The organism is Acinetobacter sp. BIGb0102 (assembly GCF_003815055.1).
Lineage (GTDB): Bacteria > Pseudomonadota > Gammaproteobacteria > Pseudomonadales > Moraxellaceae > Acinetobacter > Acinetobacter vivianii.
In genome coordinates, this window is record NZ_RKQE01000013.1 from 130,715 (window position 1) to 147,346 (window position 16,632).

Genomic DNA, 16,632 nt, shown 5'->3' on the forward strand with positions numbered 1-16,632 from the left:
ACTGTTAGCGGCGACAGCCTAGATATTTAGGATCATCCTGACAACGCAGCCGATTAATCAACTCGACAAAGTACGCATCGTAATAGCCTGCATCGACATAACGTTTACTAATCTTGGCCACCAAAGCATCATATCCCTGCTTTTCATAACCTGAGATATCCGCCCAGTAATAAGCAGGTAAATGATTTTCCCACTGGATCGCCTGTGCAGCCAAGACGTTGCTATTATTGACAAACCATGTGCGTATCTGATGACCAAAACCAGCAGGATAAGCTTGAGGCCGAATCACAATATTCATGGCAAAATAAGCCACAGGAAAATTCACCACCTGTGTGGCCTCACCAAATTCTTTTTTTAGGTTATACGGCAGTATTCCATAAGCAGGGGCCGCCAGAATATCAATCTTTTTATGCTTAAATGAGTCCACCGCATTAGAAAAATCAACATAAATCGGTTTCGAGCCTACACTTTGCACCAAGGCCAACTGTGGGGGATTATCGGCCAGAATCCCAATAGTTTTATTTCTCAGCTGCGACACTTTATTGATCTGCTGGGTATTCATGATCATATAAGCCGTTCCAATCGGAATCATCCCCAGCATTTCATAATCTGAACCAACCATCCGCTTTTCAACATTAGGATGATTTAATAGTTGTAAAAAGGCGCGCACCACACGATTATTCGGGATGAGTCCAATTCCTCCCGTTGTCGCCATAAAATTGTTATAGCGATGCGTATTAAAATTTGAAGCCACCAAACCAGAACATTGTTTTTGCTCAAAGGATTGTATTGCGTCTTTTTCATTTTTAAAGACTTTAAACTTGAGCTGCACCTGATTTTGTAATGCGTATGTACGAACATCCTGTAAACGGCGGCTAATATCCCCTTGTGTACCCAATGGATCAAATACACACCAGCTTTGTTCAGTCGCCCAACTCGCTGTTGTTATTAATCCAAGCAGGCCCATGCACATTATTTTTCTCATTGATCACCCTTTTACACCCTACAGCAAACCTCGTGCTCAACTCAGGCAGTTCCTTTCCGGAATCTGTTGATAGTTATGATTCAAAATCCATACCAACTCTTTAAGCTTTCTTTACAGTGTAGTCGAATTATTTTTCATTACTATGGACAGATAAAGCCGCAGCGTAGTCATTAAAGCAAATCAAATGGTCAAATTTAAATCCGGTTTTTGGCAATCGTGTGGCATAAATTTGCTTACCAGTCTGTTGTTCTGAAAGTAATTTTAAAGGTGCTAAATTTAATTGCTGTTGAAACCACATCAGAATTTCATGCATCGGAATAGGTAAATTATTGGTGACAATATAGCTTGCTTCGACTTGAGCTAAATTAACCAATAACGCTAAAAATTTTGCCAAGTCATCAATATGAATACGATTACTGAAATGAACCGTAGGATAAGTCGAGCTTTGCTCAGCCAGTTTTTTGAGTCGGGTAATGGAAGTGCCGTATATTCCTGTAGGGCGGACAATAATGCTGTGTTGCGGATAATGTTGCTGCCACATCAGCTCCATGCGTCGAAGCAGATGTCCTTGCGGATCAGCAGGTTGAATCTCACTCTCATCATCAATGCGCTCCCCTGCATTTTCACCATAGACGCGGGTTGAAGATACAATCACGATGCGCTGTACAGGGTGCGCTTTTAAGGCCTGAGCGATAGGCTCAACACTGTCGACATAAGTCTGCTGATAAGCTTCAATACCGCTTTGAGCAGGAGCAAGCAGCACATATACCATTTGTATCGGAGGAAGCTCGGTCAAATCAAGTTGCTGGATGTCCTGAATGTAATGGGTCGCGTAACAATCTGTTTTTGCACTGCGACTTATTGTGCTAATGTGGTGACCTTGCTCAAATAAGTGTTTAGCGACACGCTGAGATGTTTTACCATAACCAATAAATAAAATATGCATACACACCTTTGACCAGAGATGACATCAGTTCAGCAATTACAAGGCGTTGGTGCTGCCGCAGCGACCCTCTTAGAAAAGCTTCATATTTTTAGCGCGGATGATTTGTTATTCCATCTTCCCCGTGACTATGAAGATCGTAGCACTATTATTCCAATGAATCAGCTGGTCGTTGGACGAAGTTATTTGCTTGAAGGTGAGGTTCGCTCTGTAGACTTCCCACCCGGAAAAAAGAAATCGCTTGCCGCTCTGGTTCAAGATGATTTCGGAAAGGTCACCTTACGCTTCTATCATATCTATAAAGGCTTAATCGATCGTATCAAAATGGGGCAACGCCTGCGCATTTTTGGTGAAGTCCGCGTTGGTGCACGCGGTCTGGAAATGTATCATCCTGAAATTCAGGTGATCCAGCAACATACTGCCCTGCCTAAAACCCAGCTTACGGCGATTTATCCAAGTACCGAAGGCCTGACTCAACCCAAATTACGTGAGTACGTGCGTCAGGCACTCACTCATCACAGTGATGCTTTGCCCGAATTATTGCCGAGCAAATATAGCAATGGCTACGAACTGAAAGAGGCGTTGCATTACATCCATGAGCCGCCAACCGATGCCAACATGTTGCAGCTCAATCAAGGTTCACATCCTGCACAACAGCGTCTGATTTTTGAAGAACTGGTGGCGCATCAAATCAGTTTACTCACACGTCGAGCCTATATCCGTCAGATTTCAGCCCCACGTTTTAGTAGCAGCAAAGTATTGGCCAAGAAATTATTAGAAGGCCTTCCTTTTCAGATGACTAATGCGCAAAAACGCGTTTCTAAGGAAATCTTGCAGGATCTTAAACAAGATCAACCGATGTTACGTCTGGTACAAGGTGATGTAGGCGCAGGCAAAACCTTAGTCGCCGCTGTCGCAGCCTGTCATGCGCTGGAAGCAGATTGGCAAGTGGCACTTATGGCACCGACCGAGATTTTGGCCGAACAGCATTATTTAAACTTTAAACGCTGGTTTGAGCCTTTAGGCATTCAGGTGGCTTGGCTGTCAGGCAAACAAAAAGGCAAGGCCAGAACACAGGCAGAGCAACAAATTAAAGAAGGTCATGCCCAACTGATCGTAGGCACACATGCCCTGTTTCAAGATACGGTTGGTTTCTCTAAATTAGGCTTGGTCATTATTGATGAGCAGCACCGTTTCGGGGTCGATCAACGTCTTGCTCTGCGCAATAAAGGTGCTGACCAGTTCACTCCCCATCAATTGGTGATGACAGCAACCCCAATTCCCCGAACCTTAGCCATGAGTGCCTATGGCGATTTAGACACCTCGATTATTGATGAGCTGCCGCCAGGTCGTACCCCTATTCAAACCGTCACCATTCCCTTAGAACGTCGGGAACAGGTATTACAGCGCATAGCAACCAATTGTCGTGAAGGTAAACAGGCTTATTGGGTGTGTACTTTAGTCGAGCAATCCGAAACGCTGGATGCCCAAGCCGCGGAAGCAACCTACCAAGAGATTAAAGAACGCTTCCCAGATATCAATATTGGGCTGGTACACGGCAAGATGAAAGCCGATGAAAAGCAAGCGGTCATGCAAGCCTTTAAAGACAATCAATCACAACTGTTGATTGCCACTACAGTGATTGAAGTAGGTGTTGATGTACCCAATGCTTCAATTATGGTGATTGAGAATGCAGAACGTTTAGGCCTATCTCAACTACATCAGCTACGAGGTCGTGTAGGTCGTGGTGCTACAGCCAGCTTCTGCGCCCTACTCTATAAAACGCCGCTATCACAAAATGGGCAAGAACGACTTTCGATTTTACGAGAAAGCAATGATGGTTTTGTGATTGCAGAAAAAGATCTGGAAATTCGCGGTCCCGGTGAATTGCTAGGCACCAAACAAACAGGCGATATGGGTTTTCGTGTAGCTCGCCTAGAACGAGATGACCATCTGCTCACCCAAGCGCATTATGTGGCAGAGCAAATCCTGAAAGACTATCCACAACATGCAGAAGGCCTGCTCAAACGCTGGTTACCTGAAGCCCCAAGATATGCCTATGTTTAAATTATTGGGGAAATCTGCACAACAGCTATTTGATTATTTTACCCCGTGTAGCCTGTGTGATATTGGTATGAAACGGCACTTTGGCGTTTGTCAGAGTTGCTGGCAACAATTACCGTGGTTCAAGCAAAGCATTGAACGGAATCAACAACAGATTCTGGTGGCTTGCCATTATCAGTATCCGATTGACCGCATCATTCAACAATTTAAATATGAACAGAAACTACACCATCAACGCTTATTGAATGGTCTGTTATTACAAGTCAGACTTCCAAAAGTTCATGCGATTGTGCCTATGCCTATTTCCACAGATCGTCTGGTCGAGCGTGGTTTTAATCAGACACTTTTATTGGCACAATCTCTAAGTCAGCACTTAAATATCCCTGTCTGGCAGCCAGTCCAACGTTTGGCCCAACATTCTCAAAAAGGCTTATCCCGTCTGGAACGGCTAGAAAATATTGAACAGCAATTTGTTGCTGTAGCACCAAACCAGATTCGTTATCGCAAAGTTCTGATTGTCGATGATGTGGTCACAACAGGCAGTTCAATTACAGCTTTATCACAAGTGCTTGAACAACTCGGCTGCCAACAGGTTTATAGTCTGTGTCTGGCAGCCGCACAAGATCAAGAGATTAATTCAAACCATGCTGCTGACACCACGGAATCACAACTTCTTTAGTTAAAGGCGCCAATACCGTCGCTTGGTCATCCAGATCAATCCACTTCATCTCAGCAATCTCGGCTGCAATTTGTGGTGCCTGCTTTAACTCAACCGCATATACATAACTAATCAAGGCATGATCAGGTTCATTGGCTGCCGCTGTTCTAAATTCACCGACAAATTCTTTTAACTCACATTCGCAGCCAATTTCTTCCAGAATTTCACGCTGAATCGTTACTTCAGGTGCTTCATCTAGCTCAAGCTTACCACCGACCTGCATAAAGGCATGTGTATTTTGCTTACGGACCAACAGTAATTGATTTTGCTCATTCAAGATAATGGCGGCAGCAACAGTAATGGTTTTCACAATTTTATCCTCAAGCCTGAATTTCAGTGGTGGAAAGCCACTTTGGGGTTGCAGGCTGATAAGCAGCAAATGCCTCCAGAACTTCTTCAATCTGTTCTGCCACAATGAGCTTATCTACAAAACGTGCTTGGGTAAAACCACTGTCAACTGAGGCTTGAAGCATTTTCAGCAGATCGGTATAGAAGCCATTCACATTTAAAAAAGCACAAGGCTTTTGATGGATTCCCAACTGACTCCAAGTCCATTGCTCAAATATTTCTTCGAGTGTTCCCGCACCGCCTGGCAAAGCCACAAATGCATCAGATAACTCAGCCATTTTGGTCTTACGCTCATGCATATTATTAACCCGATACAATTCAGTTAAACCGGTATGAGCAAGCTCTCGATCCACCAAGGCATGAGGAATCACACCAATTACACGACCGCCAGCCTGTAGCGCACTATCAGCCACTACACCCATCAGACCCGAACGTCCACCACCATAGACCAGCGTTTTGCCTTGCGCTGCAATCATCTGCCCTGTCAACTGGGCCATTTGCTTGAAAACAGGATCATTCCCGAGAGAGGAACCACAGAAAACACATATAGAATTCATACAATTAAAACCGTTTTATAGAACTGTCATGCTGATAAAGTAGGCTATGTAACAAGATTTTTGAAAAAATAACGTTTAGGCAAGTGTTTTTCGCTTCATCCTTGTCTAAAATACACGCTGCTTTTCGGTAAAAGACCGGAAACTTTACATCGACTGCGCAAGGAAAAAAGACATGCTTGAAGCCTTTTATGCCACTGAGCGCGGTAGTCTAGAAGATGCAACAATCAATGGCAGTTTCGACCTTCATCCTGAACTGGTCTGGATCGATCTCATCGCCCCATCCCAAGAAGAACAACAATGGATTCTGGATGCATATGAGCGAAACCTACCTACCTTAAAGTCACTTGAAGATATTTCCTCATCGGCACGATTCTACCGTGATGATGACGGAATTTTGCATATCAGTACCTATTTTTTAACAAAGAATAAAAATTTTCAATCTGATCGTGAACAAGAAGACCTCGAGAATACACTCGCGGCTACCGTCCACACGGTTGCTTTTCTACTTGATAAAACGCAACTAATCACGCTACGTGGCGAGAAATTGGTTGCCTTTCGGGCCTTTCGCGCTCGTGCAAGACGCAATGATTACAGCATCGACTATAAAGATCCGGTATGGATTTTATTAGGTCTACTTGAATCTAAACTTGATGAACTTTCAGATATTCTGGAAGATACTCATAAGTATTTAGAAGAATATTCAGCCGAGGTTTTAAACGACCACCATCGTGAACAGATCCTTGATCTGGATGACATGATTACACGGCTCGCACATCAGGAAGATATGTTAGGAAAAGCTCAGCTTTGTTTGACCGACTTACGCCGAGTCCTGTCTTTTCTCTCCCGACCGCGCGCCTTAGGCAGTCATATTTACGATCCTGATATTCGAGAAATGAGTGAAGATGTGCGCTCTCTACTTGAGCACAACACCTTCCTGTTTCAAAAACTAAAATTCTTACTGGATATTACCACTGGTTTTGCCAATACCGAGATGAATGAGACCTTCAAACGCTTCTCTATTCTTCCAAGTATGCTTGCTCCTCCAATGCTGGTTGCCAGTATTTATGGTATGAACACAGAGGTTTTGCCTTTTTCTCATGGCACTACCAGTTTCTGGATCGTGATTACGCTGGTATTAACTTTCCTGATTGGCCCGACACTTTACTTCCGTTGGAAAAAATGGATTTAATAAAAAAAGCACCTTACGGTGCTTTTTTTATCTCTACAAGAATCATCAAATCAATTTCAGATCATCTTGTAAATGACAGGCTTGGATGATTTTCAGCATTTTTTCAGACACATTCTTAAAATGCAGACCTTTATTGTCTGGTGTTTGACGCAACCATTGCACCAGCACAGCCAAAGATAAAGTATTGCCCTGCTCAAGCTGGCCCAAATCAACAACTAAAGGAAAATTCTTATGCTGTTGAATATGCTTTAAGCCTGTTTGGTAGATCTGCTCTGCATTTGCAAAATTAATCGTTTTTGAAACGACAAGTTGCTGATCAATATACTGAATCACCCGTCACCTACTTATTTTTTGCTAACTGCAGCATCTGCATCTGGTTTAAAGGTTGCAATCGCTTTATTAATATCGCCACCGTTACGTTGAACAGTTGCAGCGAACTGGTTACGGAACTGTAAGCCCAAGTCGATACCAGACACATTAATGTTACGTACTTTCCACTGATCGCCCTTGTCCGTTAACTGGAACGACACAGGAATTTTCTCGCCATTGTGCAAGAAGTCCAAAGTCACAACAGGTGTTTTGCTGTTGGTCGATTTAAACGGACGCATGGTATAGCTTTCATTGGTATATTTTGCGAAAGCACCACCATAGTTCTCAATAATCACTTCACGGAAGTTCTTTTCGAACTGTGCACGTTGTGCAGCATTGGTATATTGGTTGTTCGCATAAGTACCCAACACAATACGCGTAAACGCTTGAGAATCCACATACGGGTCAAGGTTTTGACGAATAATGCTTTTCACCAGTGTCGGATTATTTTGCAACTTGGCATGATCCGCTTTTAGACGCGTAATTAAGCCATCAGCCACACGTTTAACAAAATCAGGTGGGGTTTCTGTTGGTGCTGCAAATGCCGCACTTGCAAGCATTGTCGATAATACGCTTGCGGTTAGCGTTTGTTTCAATAATGTATTCACTTCAATCTCCTAACCTAAATTACTCAACAAAAGAAGGTTCTGCTTCAGCAGCTGGCTGTGAAGCTTGGCTCTCTGTCGCTGTTGAGCTTGATGTGGCTTTACCAGCACCACCAGTAATAAACTTACTGATCAAATCTTCTAAATCCATTGTGCCTTGGGTATTTGAAACCACGTCACCACGTTTAAGGTAATTCACACCGCCACCTGGGACAACTTTCAAATATTTCTCCCCCAATAGACCATTGGTTGCTACCATTATATAAGCATCTTCATCGAGCGTGGTGATGGAGGTCATGTTACTGGTAAGTTGCTGTTCCATTTCTTTTTGTTTCGCAGCATCAGCTTGCTCATAGTCAGAACTATAGTGCAGCTCTTCCAGTGCATTCTTCTGCACCTCTTTAAGTTGTTCTGGGTTAAAGCTGGTGAGCTTACCATCCAGATCAAATTTGACTGTTGCCAGACGAGAAACCGGATCAAGCGTAATCGATTCAACACGACCAATGGTCACACCACTCATGGTCACTTTGGCACGCGGCTTTAAACCATTTACGTTGTCAAACTGTGCTGTCATGCTGTAGCTATCACGTAGATTAGTACCTACCAATCCACTCACTTTCATCGCAAGAAAAAATAGAGCAACACCGAAGATAATGACAAAAATACCTACGGCCAGCTCACTAGTACGTGATTTCATTAAATCCCTCCGAACATGACCGCAGTCAACACGAAATCAAAACCTAATACACAAAGTGAAGAATATACGACCGTTCTGGTCATTGAAGTCGCGATACCTTCTGGGGTTGGTTCACAAGCATAACCCTGATACACCGCCACCCATGTACAAATCAAAGCAAAGACAATGCTTTTGATAATGGTGCCATTAAAAATGTCATGCCAGAACTGTACGCTACTTTGCATACCACTCCAGAATGAACCTTCATCAGCACCTAAAAAATCAACACCAACCAGCTTGCCGCCAATAATACCAATCGTTGCAAAGATCACCGTAAGCATCGGTAAACTCACAATACCCGCCCATAGACGAGGAGCAACAATCTGACGCAGTGGATCAACCCCAATCATTTCCATGCTGGCAAGTTGTTCACTTTGTTTCATAGAACCAATTTCAGCAGTCAAGGCTGAACCTGCACGCCCTGCAAATAATAATGCAGCAACAACAGAAGCAAGTTCTCGCAGCAACGTCAGTGAAATTGCAGTACCTAGCATTGCCTCACTGCCAAAAGTCACCAGAATGCTATACATCTGCAAACCCAGCACGGCACCAATGAATAGGCCTGAAACAGCAATAATCAGCAGGGACATCACCCCGACACGATACATCTGATAAACAAAGCGCTGAAAACCACCTTTCGATGGCATGGAAAATAAAACTTGCAGGAGCATCAGCGCGGCAGCACCGATTCCTTTTATTCGCTCAATAACGAGTCTACCTAGCCAGGCAATCGCATTCATGGACGAACCTCGTTATCTAAATATGCTTGATGAGTAAATTGATATTCCACAGGCCCCTCAGCTGAACCTGTTAAAAACTGACGGACAAAAGGTGAAGCATGATTTTTTAATTCTTCTGGAGAACCTTCACCCTGAATTTTACCTTCTGCGACCACATAAATATAATCAGCAATCGACAAGGTTTCAGCCACGTCATGCGACACAATAATAGTCGTTAGATCTAAAGCATCTCGTAGCGAACGGATGAGACGGGTTAATACGCCCATCACAATCGGATCTTGTCCAGCAAATGGCTCATCATACATGATCAGCTCAGGATCCAGCGCAATTGCACGTGCCAAAGCAACACGACGGTTCATACCGCCTGAAAGCTCAGTTGGCATTAACTGTTCAGCACCACGTAATCCGACTGATTCAAGTTTTAAAGCTACCAGCTCTGCAATAATATGTTCTGGCAATTTGGTATGTGCGCGAATTGGGAATGCCACATTTTCATAAACCGACATGTCTGTGAATAATGCACCACTCTGGAATAACATTCCCATACGTGCACGTGCAGCGAATAATTCATGTCGTGACATTGCCGCAATATTTTTGCCATCCAGCAACACCTCGCCATGATCTGGGCTCAACTGCCCACCAATCAAACGCAACAAGGTGGTTTTACCTGTGCCGGATGGTCCCATAATTGCAGTAATTTGACCACGTCGAATTTTGAGACTGATATCGTCATAAATGACGCGTTCTCCTCGATTAAAGCTTAAGTTTTTAACTTCAATTAAGGCTTCTGCATCGAGAGGAGATTTGTTATTCATAATGGCATTCATTCCTGCACTTTTTATGCACGCATACTATACACTGAAACATTAAACGCTTGTTTCCATTTTGATAAGGGATGTATCAAGACTATTTAATTTATGTAGTTATTCTTGGGAATAATCTGGCTGGTTGTATGATGAGAATTAACATTAAATGACTCAGCGTTAATCGTATCAAACAACGCATAAGCAAAAAATAAACCGTTACAGAGCATTAAAATGACGAATAGGCATGGCAGTCCTTCACTACACATGAAAGACCAAGCTTGACTCAAAAGGCTTTTATTTTGCTTAACCTTATTCATTTTTTATATAAAATTTGAATTAGTACACATTTTTATAATTTTACATGACTAAACCGAAATAAAAAAGCCAGTTTTTCAACTGGCTTCTTCATTCTATCGGTTTTTAACGATTAAAAATCGTTTTTGCGACGACGGTCGCCACCGAAAGTTTCTTCACGTGAACCACGTACTGGACGCTCATCGTTACCAAACTTACGCTTTGGACGGTCATCACCACCGAAGCTGCGTTTTGGACGGTCATCACCGAAGCTACGCTTTGGACGATCACCGAAACCGCCTTCACGTTGTGGACGATCACCGAAATCACGTTTTGGACGGTCACCGAAGCTACCTTCACGACGTGGTTTATAGTCTACACGGTTACCACGGTTGTCATCATTCGAGTCAAAACGCGGTTTATCGTTGAAGCCACCTTCACGGCGTGGGCGATCAGAATTGAACTCGCGACGTGGACGGTCTTCACCACCAAAACTACGTTTTGGACGATCATCAAAACCGCCTTCACGACGTGGACGATCTGAATTAAATTCGCGACGTGGACGGTCTTCAAAACCACCTTCACGGCGTGGACGATCTGAATTGAACTCGCGACGTGGACGGTCAGAGTTGAATTCACGACGTGGACGATCTTCGCCACCAAAAGATGGACGCTCACCACGTGGTTTGTCATCGAAGCTACGACGTGGACGATCATCACCGCCTTCACGACGTTTGAAGTTGCCTTCACCCTCAAAACGACGACCACCGCCAAAACCACCACGACCACGACCGCCGCCATCACGACCACCGCGACCACGACCACCGCCATCACGACCTGAACGTGCAGGAGGTGGAGATGGCTCTAAACCTTCGATTTCAGATACATTTAAACGTGCATCTAAATAATCTTCTAAAGCACGGATTTTGCCACGCTCACGGTAAGTTGCCAAAGTCACAGCTTGACCTGTACGACCCGCACGACCTGTACGACCAATACGATGTACATAGTCTTCATTTTTCATCGGTAAACCGAAGTTAATTACGTGTGAAATCGTTGGTACGTCTAAACCACGCGCCGCAACATCAGTTGCAACCAGGATTTTTGCACGACCTTCACGGATGCTACGTAAACGACGGTTACGAACGGTTTGTGGCATCGCACCATGTAATGCAACAACAGAGTGACCCGCTTCAGCTAATTCTTCAGCAAGCATATCTGTATCTTCTTGCGTGCTTGCGAATACAACAGCTTGATCTACAGACTCATCAGATAACCAGTGAGTTAATAATTTTTTCTTGTGTTCAAAGCCATCAGTCCAATGTAATGTTTGAGTTACATCAGTGTTCGTGCTGTGACCAGTCTCAATTGCAATACGTTGCGGATCATTCATCATGCGTTCAGCAAGACGGATAATACGATCAGCAAAAGTTGCAGAGAACATTAATGTTTGATTACGGTTTGCAGCTAATTCACCAATTGCTTCCAAGTCTTCAGAGAAACCAAGATCAAGCATACGGTCAGCTTCATCAACAATTAATGATTCAACTTTATCAAGTTTAATTTGACGACGGTTTACAAGGTCAAGTAAACGACCAGGAGTCGCAACGACAACTTGTGCACCTTTAAGCTGTTGAATTTGCTTACCGAAAGGCATACCACCCATGATTGCAGCAATACGAACACCTTTCATGTGACGTACAAATGCAATCGCGTCTTGGCTTACCTGTTGAGCCAATTCACGCGTAGGAGAAATAACTAAAATCGTTGGCTGAGTGACTGCTTTCATGCGCTCTTTAAATGGCACAAAAGTATCTTCACCCGCTAAAGCGTTTAATGTAGGAAGTAAAAATGCTGCTGTTTTACCAGAACCAGTCTGGCTTGAAACTAATAAATCTTTACCTTCTAATGCAGCTGGAATCGCTTGTTCTTGCACAGGAGTTGGTGTCGTAAAACCTAAACCTTCTAGGGCTTGTTGTAAGGTTTCGTGCAAAGAAAATTCGGCAAAAGTTTTGCTCATAGAGAGTTTCACCCTTGTGGGTGCTCCATTTTAATAAATACAAAAAATAGACATCGGCAACAAGCGGCAAAGCGACTCAAGCTGAAAATATATGAAATTCAGCGGCGATCCGAATAACGACGATGTGGACTAAACGCACGCTTGATTACTGCCTCAACCTGAAGAATCGCTAAGCGATTTGGGCGCAAGATGTGGTCCTCTCTATGGACAGCGTGCGCTAATATGAATAGAACTGAATGTTCAGGTAATGAACTGGAATTTAAGTGCGTGGGCGGATTATAGCAGAATAATTTTAAAAGTCACCTTTTTTAATTGGTTTTTCTATTACATCACATTTATTATCAGGGCTTTCAGCTCCAAACCGCTTTAAAAACAAACAACAGATTAAAAGATATACAGCGAAATATCAGCAAGTTAAAAATAATAAAAAGTACTTTTTTTATGAAGCTTGCTCAATTGCGAACAGAAAAATAATATGTATTTTTACAAAAAACTGAGAGGAGCAAGCGCATTTAAACGAGCTAAAACCCTAACCACAACCATATGAGGCGCCTGCTCTATCGATATCAGATGACATTTCAAACCTGCATAAATATTAAAACGCGAACGAATTTTAAATTCCTCTTTTTCTACTTTACTATTCAAATAAGATCGAGCCATTTGTCTCTTTACAATAAGTTGAACACATCGCTCTAGATCTAAAGAAGGAAGTAATAGGAATGTGAACGGATGATTTTCTACTTCTTTTTTAATTTTAATATAACCACCATGAACTTGATTTGGATAAGTCATAAATCCTGAAGAACAAACGATCACATTAATTGAATTTGATTGCAGTTTTTCCTTCAACTCAAGAAATAGTTCAAGATTGCGTGAAGCATAGCGCTCATAACCTTTTTCGCTAATATACTGCTCAATATCTCCTTCGAGTGCCATAAAATACTCATCTAGATCATAACAAGTACACTCTAATTGTGATGCTAATAATTTTGCAGTTGTTGTTTTCCCCGCACCTCCTGGGCCAATAAAATAGATCAGCAATTTCACCCCCTTATTTTCTAAACGCATAAAAAAACCCTCAACATATTGAGGGTTTTTCTAAATTTACAAATTATTTTGCAGCTTCGCCCCAAGCTGGAACAACGTTTTGCATCAATGGCTTTAACATCTTAAGTGAACATGCAAGCACCTGACCATTGTCAAATGATTCATTACCACCGCGTGCATCAACAACAACACCGCCCGCTTCTTTCACGATTAATTCGCCCGCAGCGATATCCCAAGGTTTTAAACCAAGTTCAAAGAAACCATCAAAACGACCTGCAGCAACATAGGCCAAGTCTAAAGCAGCTGAGCCGCCACGACGAATTTGCGCGCCAGATTTAGTCACTGCCAACAATGATGCAAAATGTTGCTCTGCATAAGAAACAATTTCACCATTACGCTTTGCACGGTACGGATGACCTACTGCAAGAAAAGTATTTTCAAGGTTTTCTTTTACATTTACACGGATACGGCGTTGGTTCATCACTGCACCACGACCGCGGCTTGCAGAGAATAGCTCATCACGTACTGGATCATAGATCACACCGTGTTGAGTCACACCTTTATGTTGAACTGCGATAGAAATACAGAAATGCGGGAAACCGTTGATAAAGTTTTGTGTACCGTCTAAAGGATCAATCACCCAGCACCAATCTGCATCGTGACCTTTACCTTCTTGCATACCAAACTCTTCACCAAGGAAGCTGTGGTTTTTATAGCTTTTGCGAAGTGTATCAATTGTAAGTTGTTCCAAGTAACGATCAACACGTGTTACTGGACCATCAATGCCTTTTTCTTCAACTTGTAAATCGAGTTTATGACGATTTTGATGTGCCTTTAAAAGCTCTTGACCAACTGTTTGAGCCGCACGCGCAGCCATAACCACCATAGGTTCCATTGAACACCCACTACAAATTTGAAGATTTTGACAAAGAATAATGCATAAAAGCGCGTATATTCTAGCAAATATAAGCGCTTTTAGGGGAAAAATGTTGCGAAAAATTATTTTCGCGTTTACATCAACTTATAAGTTAGAACCAAGCTTGCTCAATTGAAGCTAAAATTCCCTGAGCATCCAAACCACAATCTTGCAACATTTGCTGATGCGTCGCTTGATGTAAGAATGTATCTGGCAAACCAAGATTCAGGATTGGTTTTACAATTTTTGCTTGTGCCATGAATTCATTGACGGCACTGCCTGCTCCAGCCATTACGGCATGTTCTTCAACAGTGACAAACAGTTGTGTGCTTTCTGCCAAGTCACGAATCATTTGTTCGTCCAATGGCTTTACAAAACGCATATTCACAACACGCACGCCAATAGCATGCTGATTTGCAAATTGTTCTGCAGCTTCAACCGATGGCGCAACGCGGCTACCAAAAGCCAGAATGCTGATGTGCTGTTCAGCATCCACATTAAATTCAGCAACGATTTCAGACTTGCCAATTTCCAAAGCTGTCATTTGCTGTTGAATTTCAACACCGGTACCTGCGCCACGCGGATAACGTACCGCGGTTGGTCCTTCGTAAAGGTAGGCGGTATGTAGCATCTGACGACATTCATTTTCGTCTTTCGGCGCCATAATGACCATGTTAGGCACCGTACGCATATAAGCATAATCGTATGCACCTGCATGCGTTGGGCCGTCTTCACCCACTAAACCTGCACGATCGATACCAAAAGTGACATCCAGATTCTGCAAGGCAACATCGTGAATCAACTGATCGTAACCACGTTGCAAGAAAGTTGAATAAATCGCGACAACCGGTTTCAACCCTTCACACGCCATACCAGCGGCTAAAGTCACCGCATGTTGTTCAGCAATCGCGACATCAAAGAATCGCTCAGGATATTGCTGTGCAAATTTCACCATGCCTGAGCCTTCACACATCGCAGGTGTAATGGCGAGCAGACGTTCATCTTGAGCAGCTTCATCACATAGCCATTGCCCAAATACATCCGAGTACTTAGGAGGTGATTTTTTTACGGGTGCTGCTGCGGTTGGCGCGATCTTAGTAATCGCATGATAGGTAATCGGATCTGCTTCCGCTGGTGCGAAACCTTTACCTTTTTTAGTATAAATATGAACTAGGCGTGGACCTTTACGCTTTTTAAGTGCATGGAAAACCTGTGCCAGTTGTTCCACATCATGTCCGTCAAATGGCCCGAAATAATCAAAACCAATTGCTTTAAATAAATTATCAGCGGCATCTGTCGCAGATTGATGCAAACGTGAATTATAGGTCCACTTTGGATGAGGTTGAACATAGGCTTCACCCTGTTCATTCACATTGATCAATTGCCCTGTTTCCCAAATGGCAGCCAGATGTTTGGCAAAACCACCCGTACTACAAGAGATCGACATATCGTTATCATTTAAGACCACGATTAAGTCCGCATCATGAGCAACTGCATCATTCATGGCTTCAAATGCCATACCTGCCGTCATTGCACCATCACCCACGATTGCAACGACATCACATGGATCTTTTTGATAGCGACGCGCCAGTGCCATACCCAAACCTGCTGAAATGGCAGTTGAGGAATGGCCTACACCAAAGGTATCAAATTCAGATTCATCACGTGCAGGGAACGCAGCCAAACCATTTTTACTACGAATGGTAGCGATGCGATCACGACGACCTGTCAGCACTTTATGTGGATAAGCCTGATGGCCCACATCCCAAACCAAACGATCATCTGGCGTGTTAAAGCTATAGTGCAAGGCCACAGTCAGTTCGACTACTCCTAAATTTGCACCAAAGTGTCCGCCACTCTGCCCAGCTGCATACAAAATATATTGACGTAACTCATCCGCCACTTGAACGAGTTGGCTTTGCTCGAGCTGACGTAATTGTTGTGGATGATCAATTCCATCTAACAATGGCGTAACAGGGCGTTGAGTTGGAATTTCGGTATACAACATAATGTGGCAAAGCCTTTTTAAGCCTGGCAAGTCCGAAGCTGGGTTAAATGGGGGCAATCATACAATTAAATATGATCTGCCTTCAATCAGCCACACGTGCGAATGATGTAGTGCTGAACATTCTTATGCAATTTTTAAAGAATGACCCGTAGATTATCCTGAATTATGTCACTGTTTATCAACCATTATTGTGTGCTTTGTATGAAAAAGAAAAACTTATATAAAAAATCAGAAATTCCAGTTCGCGCAATCTTCACACATTAAGCTATACTCAGACTGTTTTTATG

16 protein-coding genes are annotated in these 16,632 nt (G+C 43.1%); 3 read left to right on the plus strand and 13 right to left on the minus strand.

Going from position 1 to position 16,632, the window contains the following annotated elements; translation table 11 throughout:
* Window positions 1–4: 4 nt before the first annotated feature.
* Both EC846_RS11900 and EC846_RS11905 read right to left on the minus strand, forming a co-directional pair.
* A complete protein-coding gene (locus EC846_RS11900) occupies window positions 5–985 on the minus strand; it encodes a putative solute-binding protein (RefSeq protein WP_123775279.1) in 981 nt (326 codons plus the stop codon).
* Window positions 986–1,112: 127 nt separating this feature from the next.
* Complete coding sequence (locus tag EC846_RS11905; RefSeq protein ID WP_123775280.1) at window positions 1,113–1,931, minus strand: NAD-dependent epimerase/dehydratase family protein; 819 nt, start codon at window positions 1,929–1,931, stop codon at window positions 1,113–1,115.
* A gap of 18 nt (window positions 1,932–1,949) precedes the next feature.
* On the opposite strand from EC846_RS11905, the gene recG reads away from it, so the two are divergent.
* Window positions 1,950–3,995: an ATP-dependent DNA helicase RecG gene (recG, locus tag EC846_RS11910; protein ID WP_123775281.1), complete on the plus strand. Its 2,046-nt coding sequence runs from the start codon at window positions 1,950–1,952 to the stop codon at window positions 3,993–3,995.
* Window positions 3,988–4,671, plus strand: a complete 684-nt coding sequence (locus EC846_RS11915) for a ComF family protein (RefSeq protein WP_047430488.1) — start codon at window positions 3,988–3,990, stop codon at window positions 4,669–4,671. Before recG ends, EC846_RS11915 begins: the two co-directional genes overlap by 8 nt.
* Here the strand turns inward: EC846_RS11915 and EC846_RS11920 are convergent.
* Both EC846_RS11920 and EC846_RS11925 read right to left on the minus strand, forming a co-directional pair.
* Window positions 4,625–5,020, minus strand: a complete 396-nt coding sequence (locus EC846_RS11920; protein WP_004775910.1) for an NUDIX hydrolase — start codon at window positions 5,018–5,020, stop codon at window positions 4,625–4,627. The genes EC846_RS11915 and EC846_RS11920 overlap by 47 nt on opposite strands.
* Before the next feature lie 10 nt (window positions 5,021–5,030).
* Entirely contained in the window at window positions 5,031–5,615 is a 585-nt protein-coding gene (locus EC846_RS11925; RefSeq protein WP_005259841.1) for a TIGR00730 family Rossman fold protein, read from the minus strand.
* A gap of 172 nt (window positions 5,616–5,787) precedes the next feature.
* On the opposite strand from EC846_RS11925, the gene EC846_RS11930 reads away from it, so the two are divergent.
* Window positions 5,788–6,804 (plus strand): CorA family divalent cation transporter, encoded by a 1,017-nt coding sequence (locus EC846_RS11930; protein ID WP_004775913.1) that lies wholly within the window; start codon window positions 5,788–5,790, stop codon window positions 6,802–6,804.
* Between the two features lie 45 nt (window positions 6,805–6,849).
* Here the strand turns inward: EC846_RS11930 and EC846_RS11935 are convergent, their stop codons facing one another.
* From EC846_RS11935 to dxs, 9 genes are all read right to left on the minus strand, one after another.
* Complete coding sequence (locus tag EC846_RS11935) at window positions 6,850–7,137, minus strand: STAS domain-containing protein (RefSeq protein ID WP_123775282.1); 288 nt, start codon at window positions 7,135–7,137, stop codon at window positions 6,850–6,852.
* An 11-nt stretch (window positions 7,138–7,148) separates the two neighbouring features.
* Entirely contained in the window at window positions 7,149–7,781 is a 633-nt protein-coding gene (locus EC846_RS11940) for an MlaC/ttg2D family ABC transporter substrate-binding protein (protein WP_004775917.1), read from the minus strand.
* A gap of 19 nt (window positions 7,782–7,800) precedes the next feature.
* On the minus strand, window positions 7,801–8,475 hold the full coding sequence (locus EC846_RS11945) for an outer membrane lipid asymmetry maintenance protein MlaD (RefSeq protein WP_047430477.1): 675 nt from the start codon (window positions 8,473–8,475) through the stop codon (window positions 7,801–7,803).
* Window positions 8,475–9,254, minus strand: coding sequence for a lipid asymmetry maintenance ABC transporter permease subunit MlaE (mlaE, locus tag EC846_RS11950; RefSeq protein WP_004775919.1), 780 nt, complete (start codon window positions 9,252–9,254; stop codon window positions 8,475–8,477). Before mlaE ends, EC846_RS11945 begins: the two co-directional genes overlap by 1 nt.
* The gene (locus EC846_RS11955) at window positions 9,251–10,069 is read right to left on the minus strand and encodes an ABC transporter ATP-binding protein (protein WP_004775920.1); all 819 of its coding nucleotides are present in this window, start codon (window positions 10,067–10,069) and stop codon (window positions 9,251–9,253) included. The genes mlaE and EC846_RS11955 overlap by 4 nt, the downstream gene beginning before the upstream one ends.
* Window positions 10,070–10,487: 418 nt before the next feature.
* On the minus strand, window positions 10,488–12,374 hold the full coding sequence (locus EC846_RS11965; protein ID WP_005259847.1) for a DEAD/DEAH box helicase: 1,887 nt from the start codon (window positions 12,372–12,374) through the stop codon (window positions 10,488–10,490).
* Between the two features lie 483 nt (window positions 12,375–12,857).
* The gene (locus tag EC846_RS11970; RefSeq protein ID WP_123775446.1) at window positions 12,858–13,415 is read right to left on the minus strand and encodes a shikimate kinase; all 558 of its coding nucleotides are present in this window, start codon (window positions 13,413–13,415) and stop codon (window positions 12,858–12,860) included.
* A gap of 70 nt (window positions 13,416–13,485) precedes the next feature.
* Entirely contained in the window at window positions 13,486–14,316 is an 831-nt protein-coding gene (locus EC846_RS11975; RefSeq protein WP_004775922.1) for an inositol monophosphatase family protein, read from the minus strand.
* 133 nt (window positions 14,317–14,449) lie between these two features.
* A complete protein-coding gene (gene dxs, locus EC846_RS11980) occupies window positions 14,450–16,345 on the minus strand; it encodes a 1-deoxy-D-xylulose-5-phosphate synthase (protein ID WP_004775923.1) in 1,896 nt (631 codons plus the stop codon).
* Window positions 16,346–16,632 lie beyond the last annotated feature (287 nt).

Coding starts and splice junctions, on each gene's coding strand:
- EC846_RS11955 (WP_004775920.1), bottom strand. CDS start 10,069: ATGAATAACAAATCTCCTCTCGATGCAGAAGCCTTAATTGAAGTTAAA.
- EC846_RS11915 (WP_047430488.1), top strand. CDS start 3,988: ATGTTTAAATTATTGGGGAAATCTGCACAACAGCTATTTGATTATTTT.
- dxs (WP_004775923.1), bottom strand. CDS start 16,345: ATGTTGTATACCGAAATTCCAACTCAACGCCCTGTTACGCCATTGTTA.
- EC846_RS11930 (WP_004775913.1), top strand. CDS start 5,788: ATGCTTGAAGCCTTTTATGCCACTGAGCGCGGTAGTCTAGAAGATGCA.
- EC846_RS11905 (WP_123775280.1), bottom strand. CDS start 1,931: ATGCATATTTTATTTATTGGTTATGGTAAAACATCTCAGCGTGTCGCT.
- EC846_RS11925 (WP_005259841.1), bottom strand. CDS start 5,615: ATGAATTCTATATGTGTTTTCTGTGGTTCCTCTCTCGGGAATGATCCT.
- EC846_RS11945 (WP_047430477.1), bottom strand. CDS start 8,475: ATGAAATCACGTACTAGTGAGCTGGCCGTAGGTATTTTTGTCATTATC.
- recG (WP_123775281.1), top strand. CDS start 1,950: ATGACATCAGTTCAGCAATTACAAGGCGTTGGTGCTGCCGCAGCGACC.
- EC846_RS11900 (WP_123775279.1), bottom strand. CDS start 985: ATGAGAAAAATAATGTGCATGGGCCTGCTTGGATTAATAACAACAGCG.
- EC846_RS11975 (WP_004775922.1), bottom strand. CDS start 14,316: ATGGAACCTATGGTGGTTATGGCTGCGCGTGCGGCTCAAACAGTTGGT.
- EC846_RS11965 (WP_005259847.1), bottom strand. CDS start 12,374: ATGAGCAAAACTTTTGCCGAATTTTCTTTGCACGAAACCTTACAACAA.
- mlaE (WP_004775919.1), bottom strand. CDS start 9,254: ATGAATGCGATTGCCTGGCTAGGTAGACTCGTTATTGAGCGAATAAAA.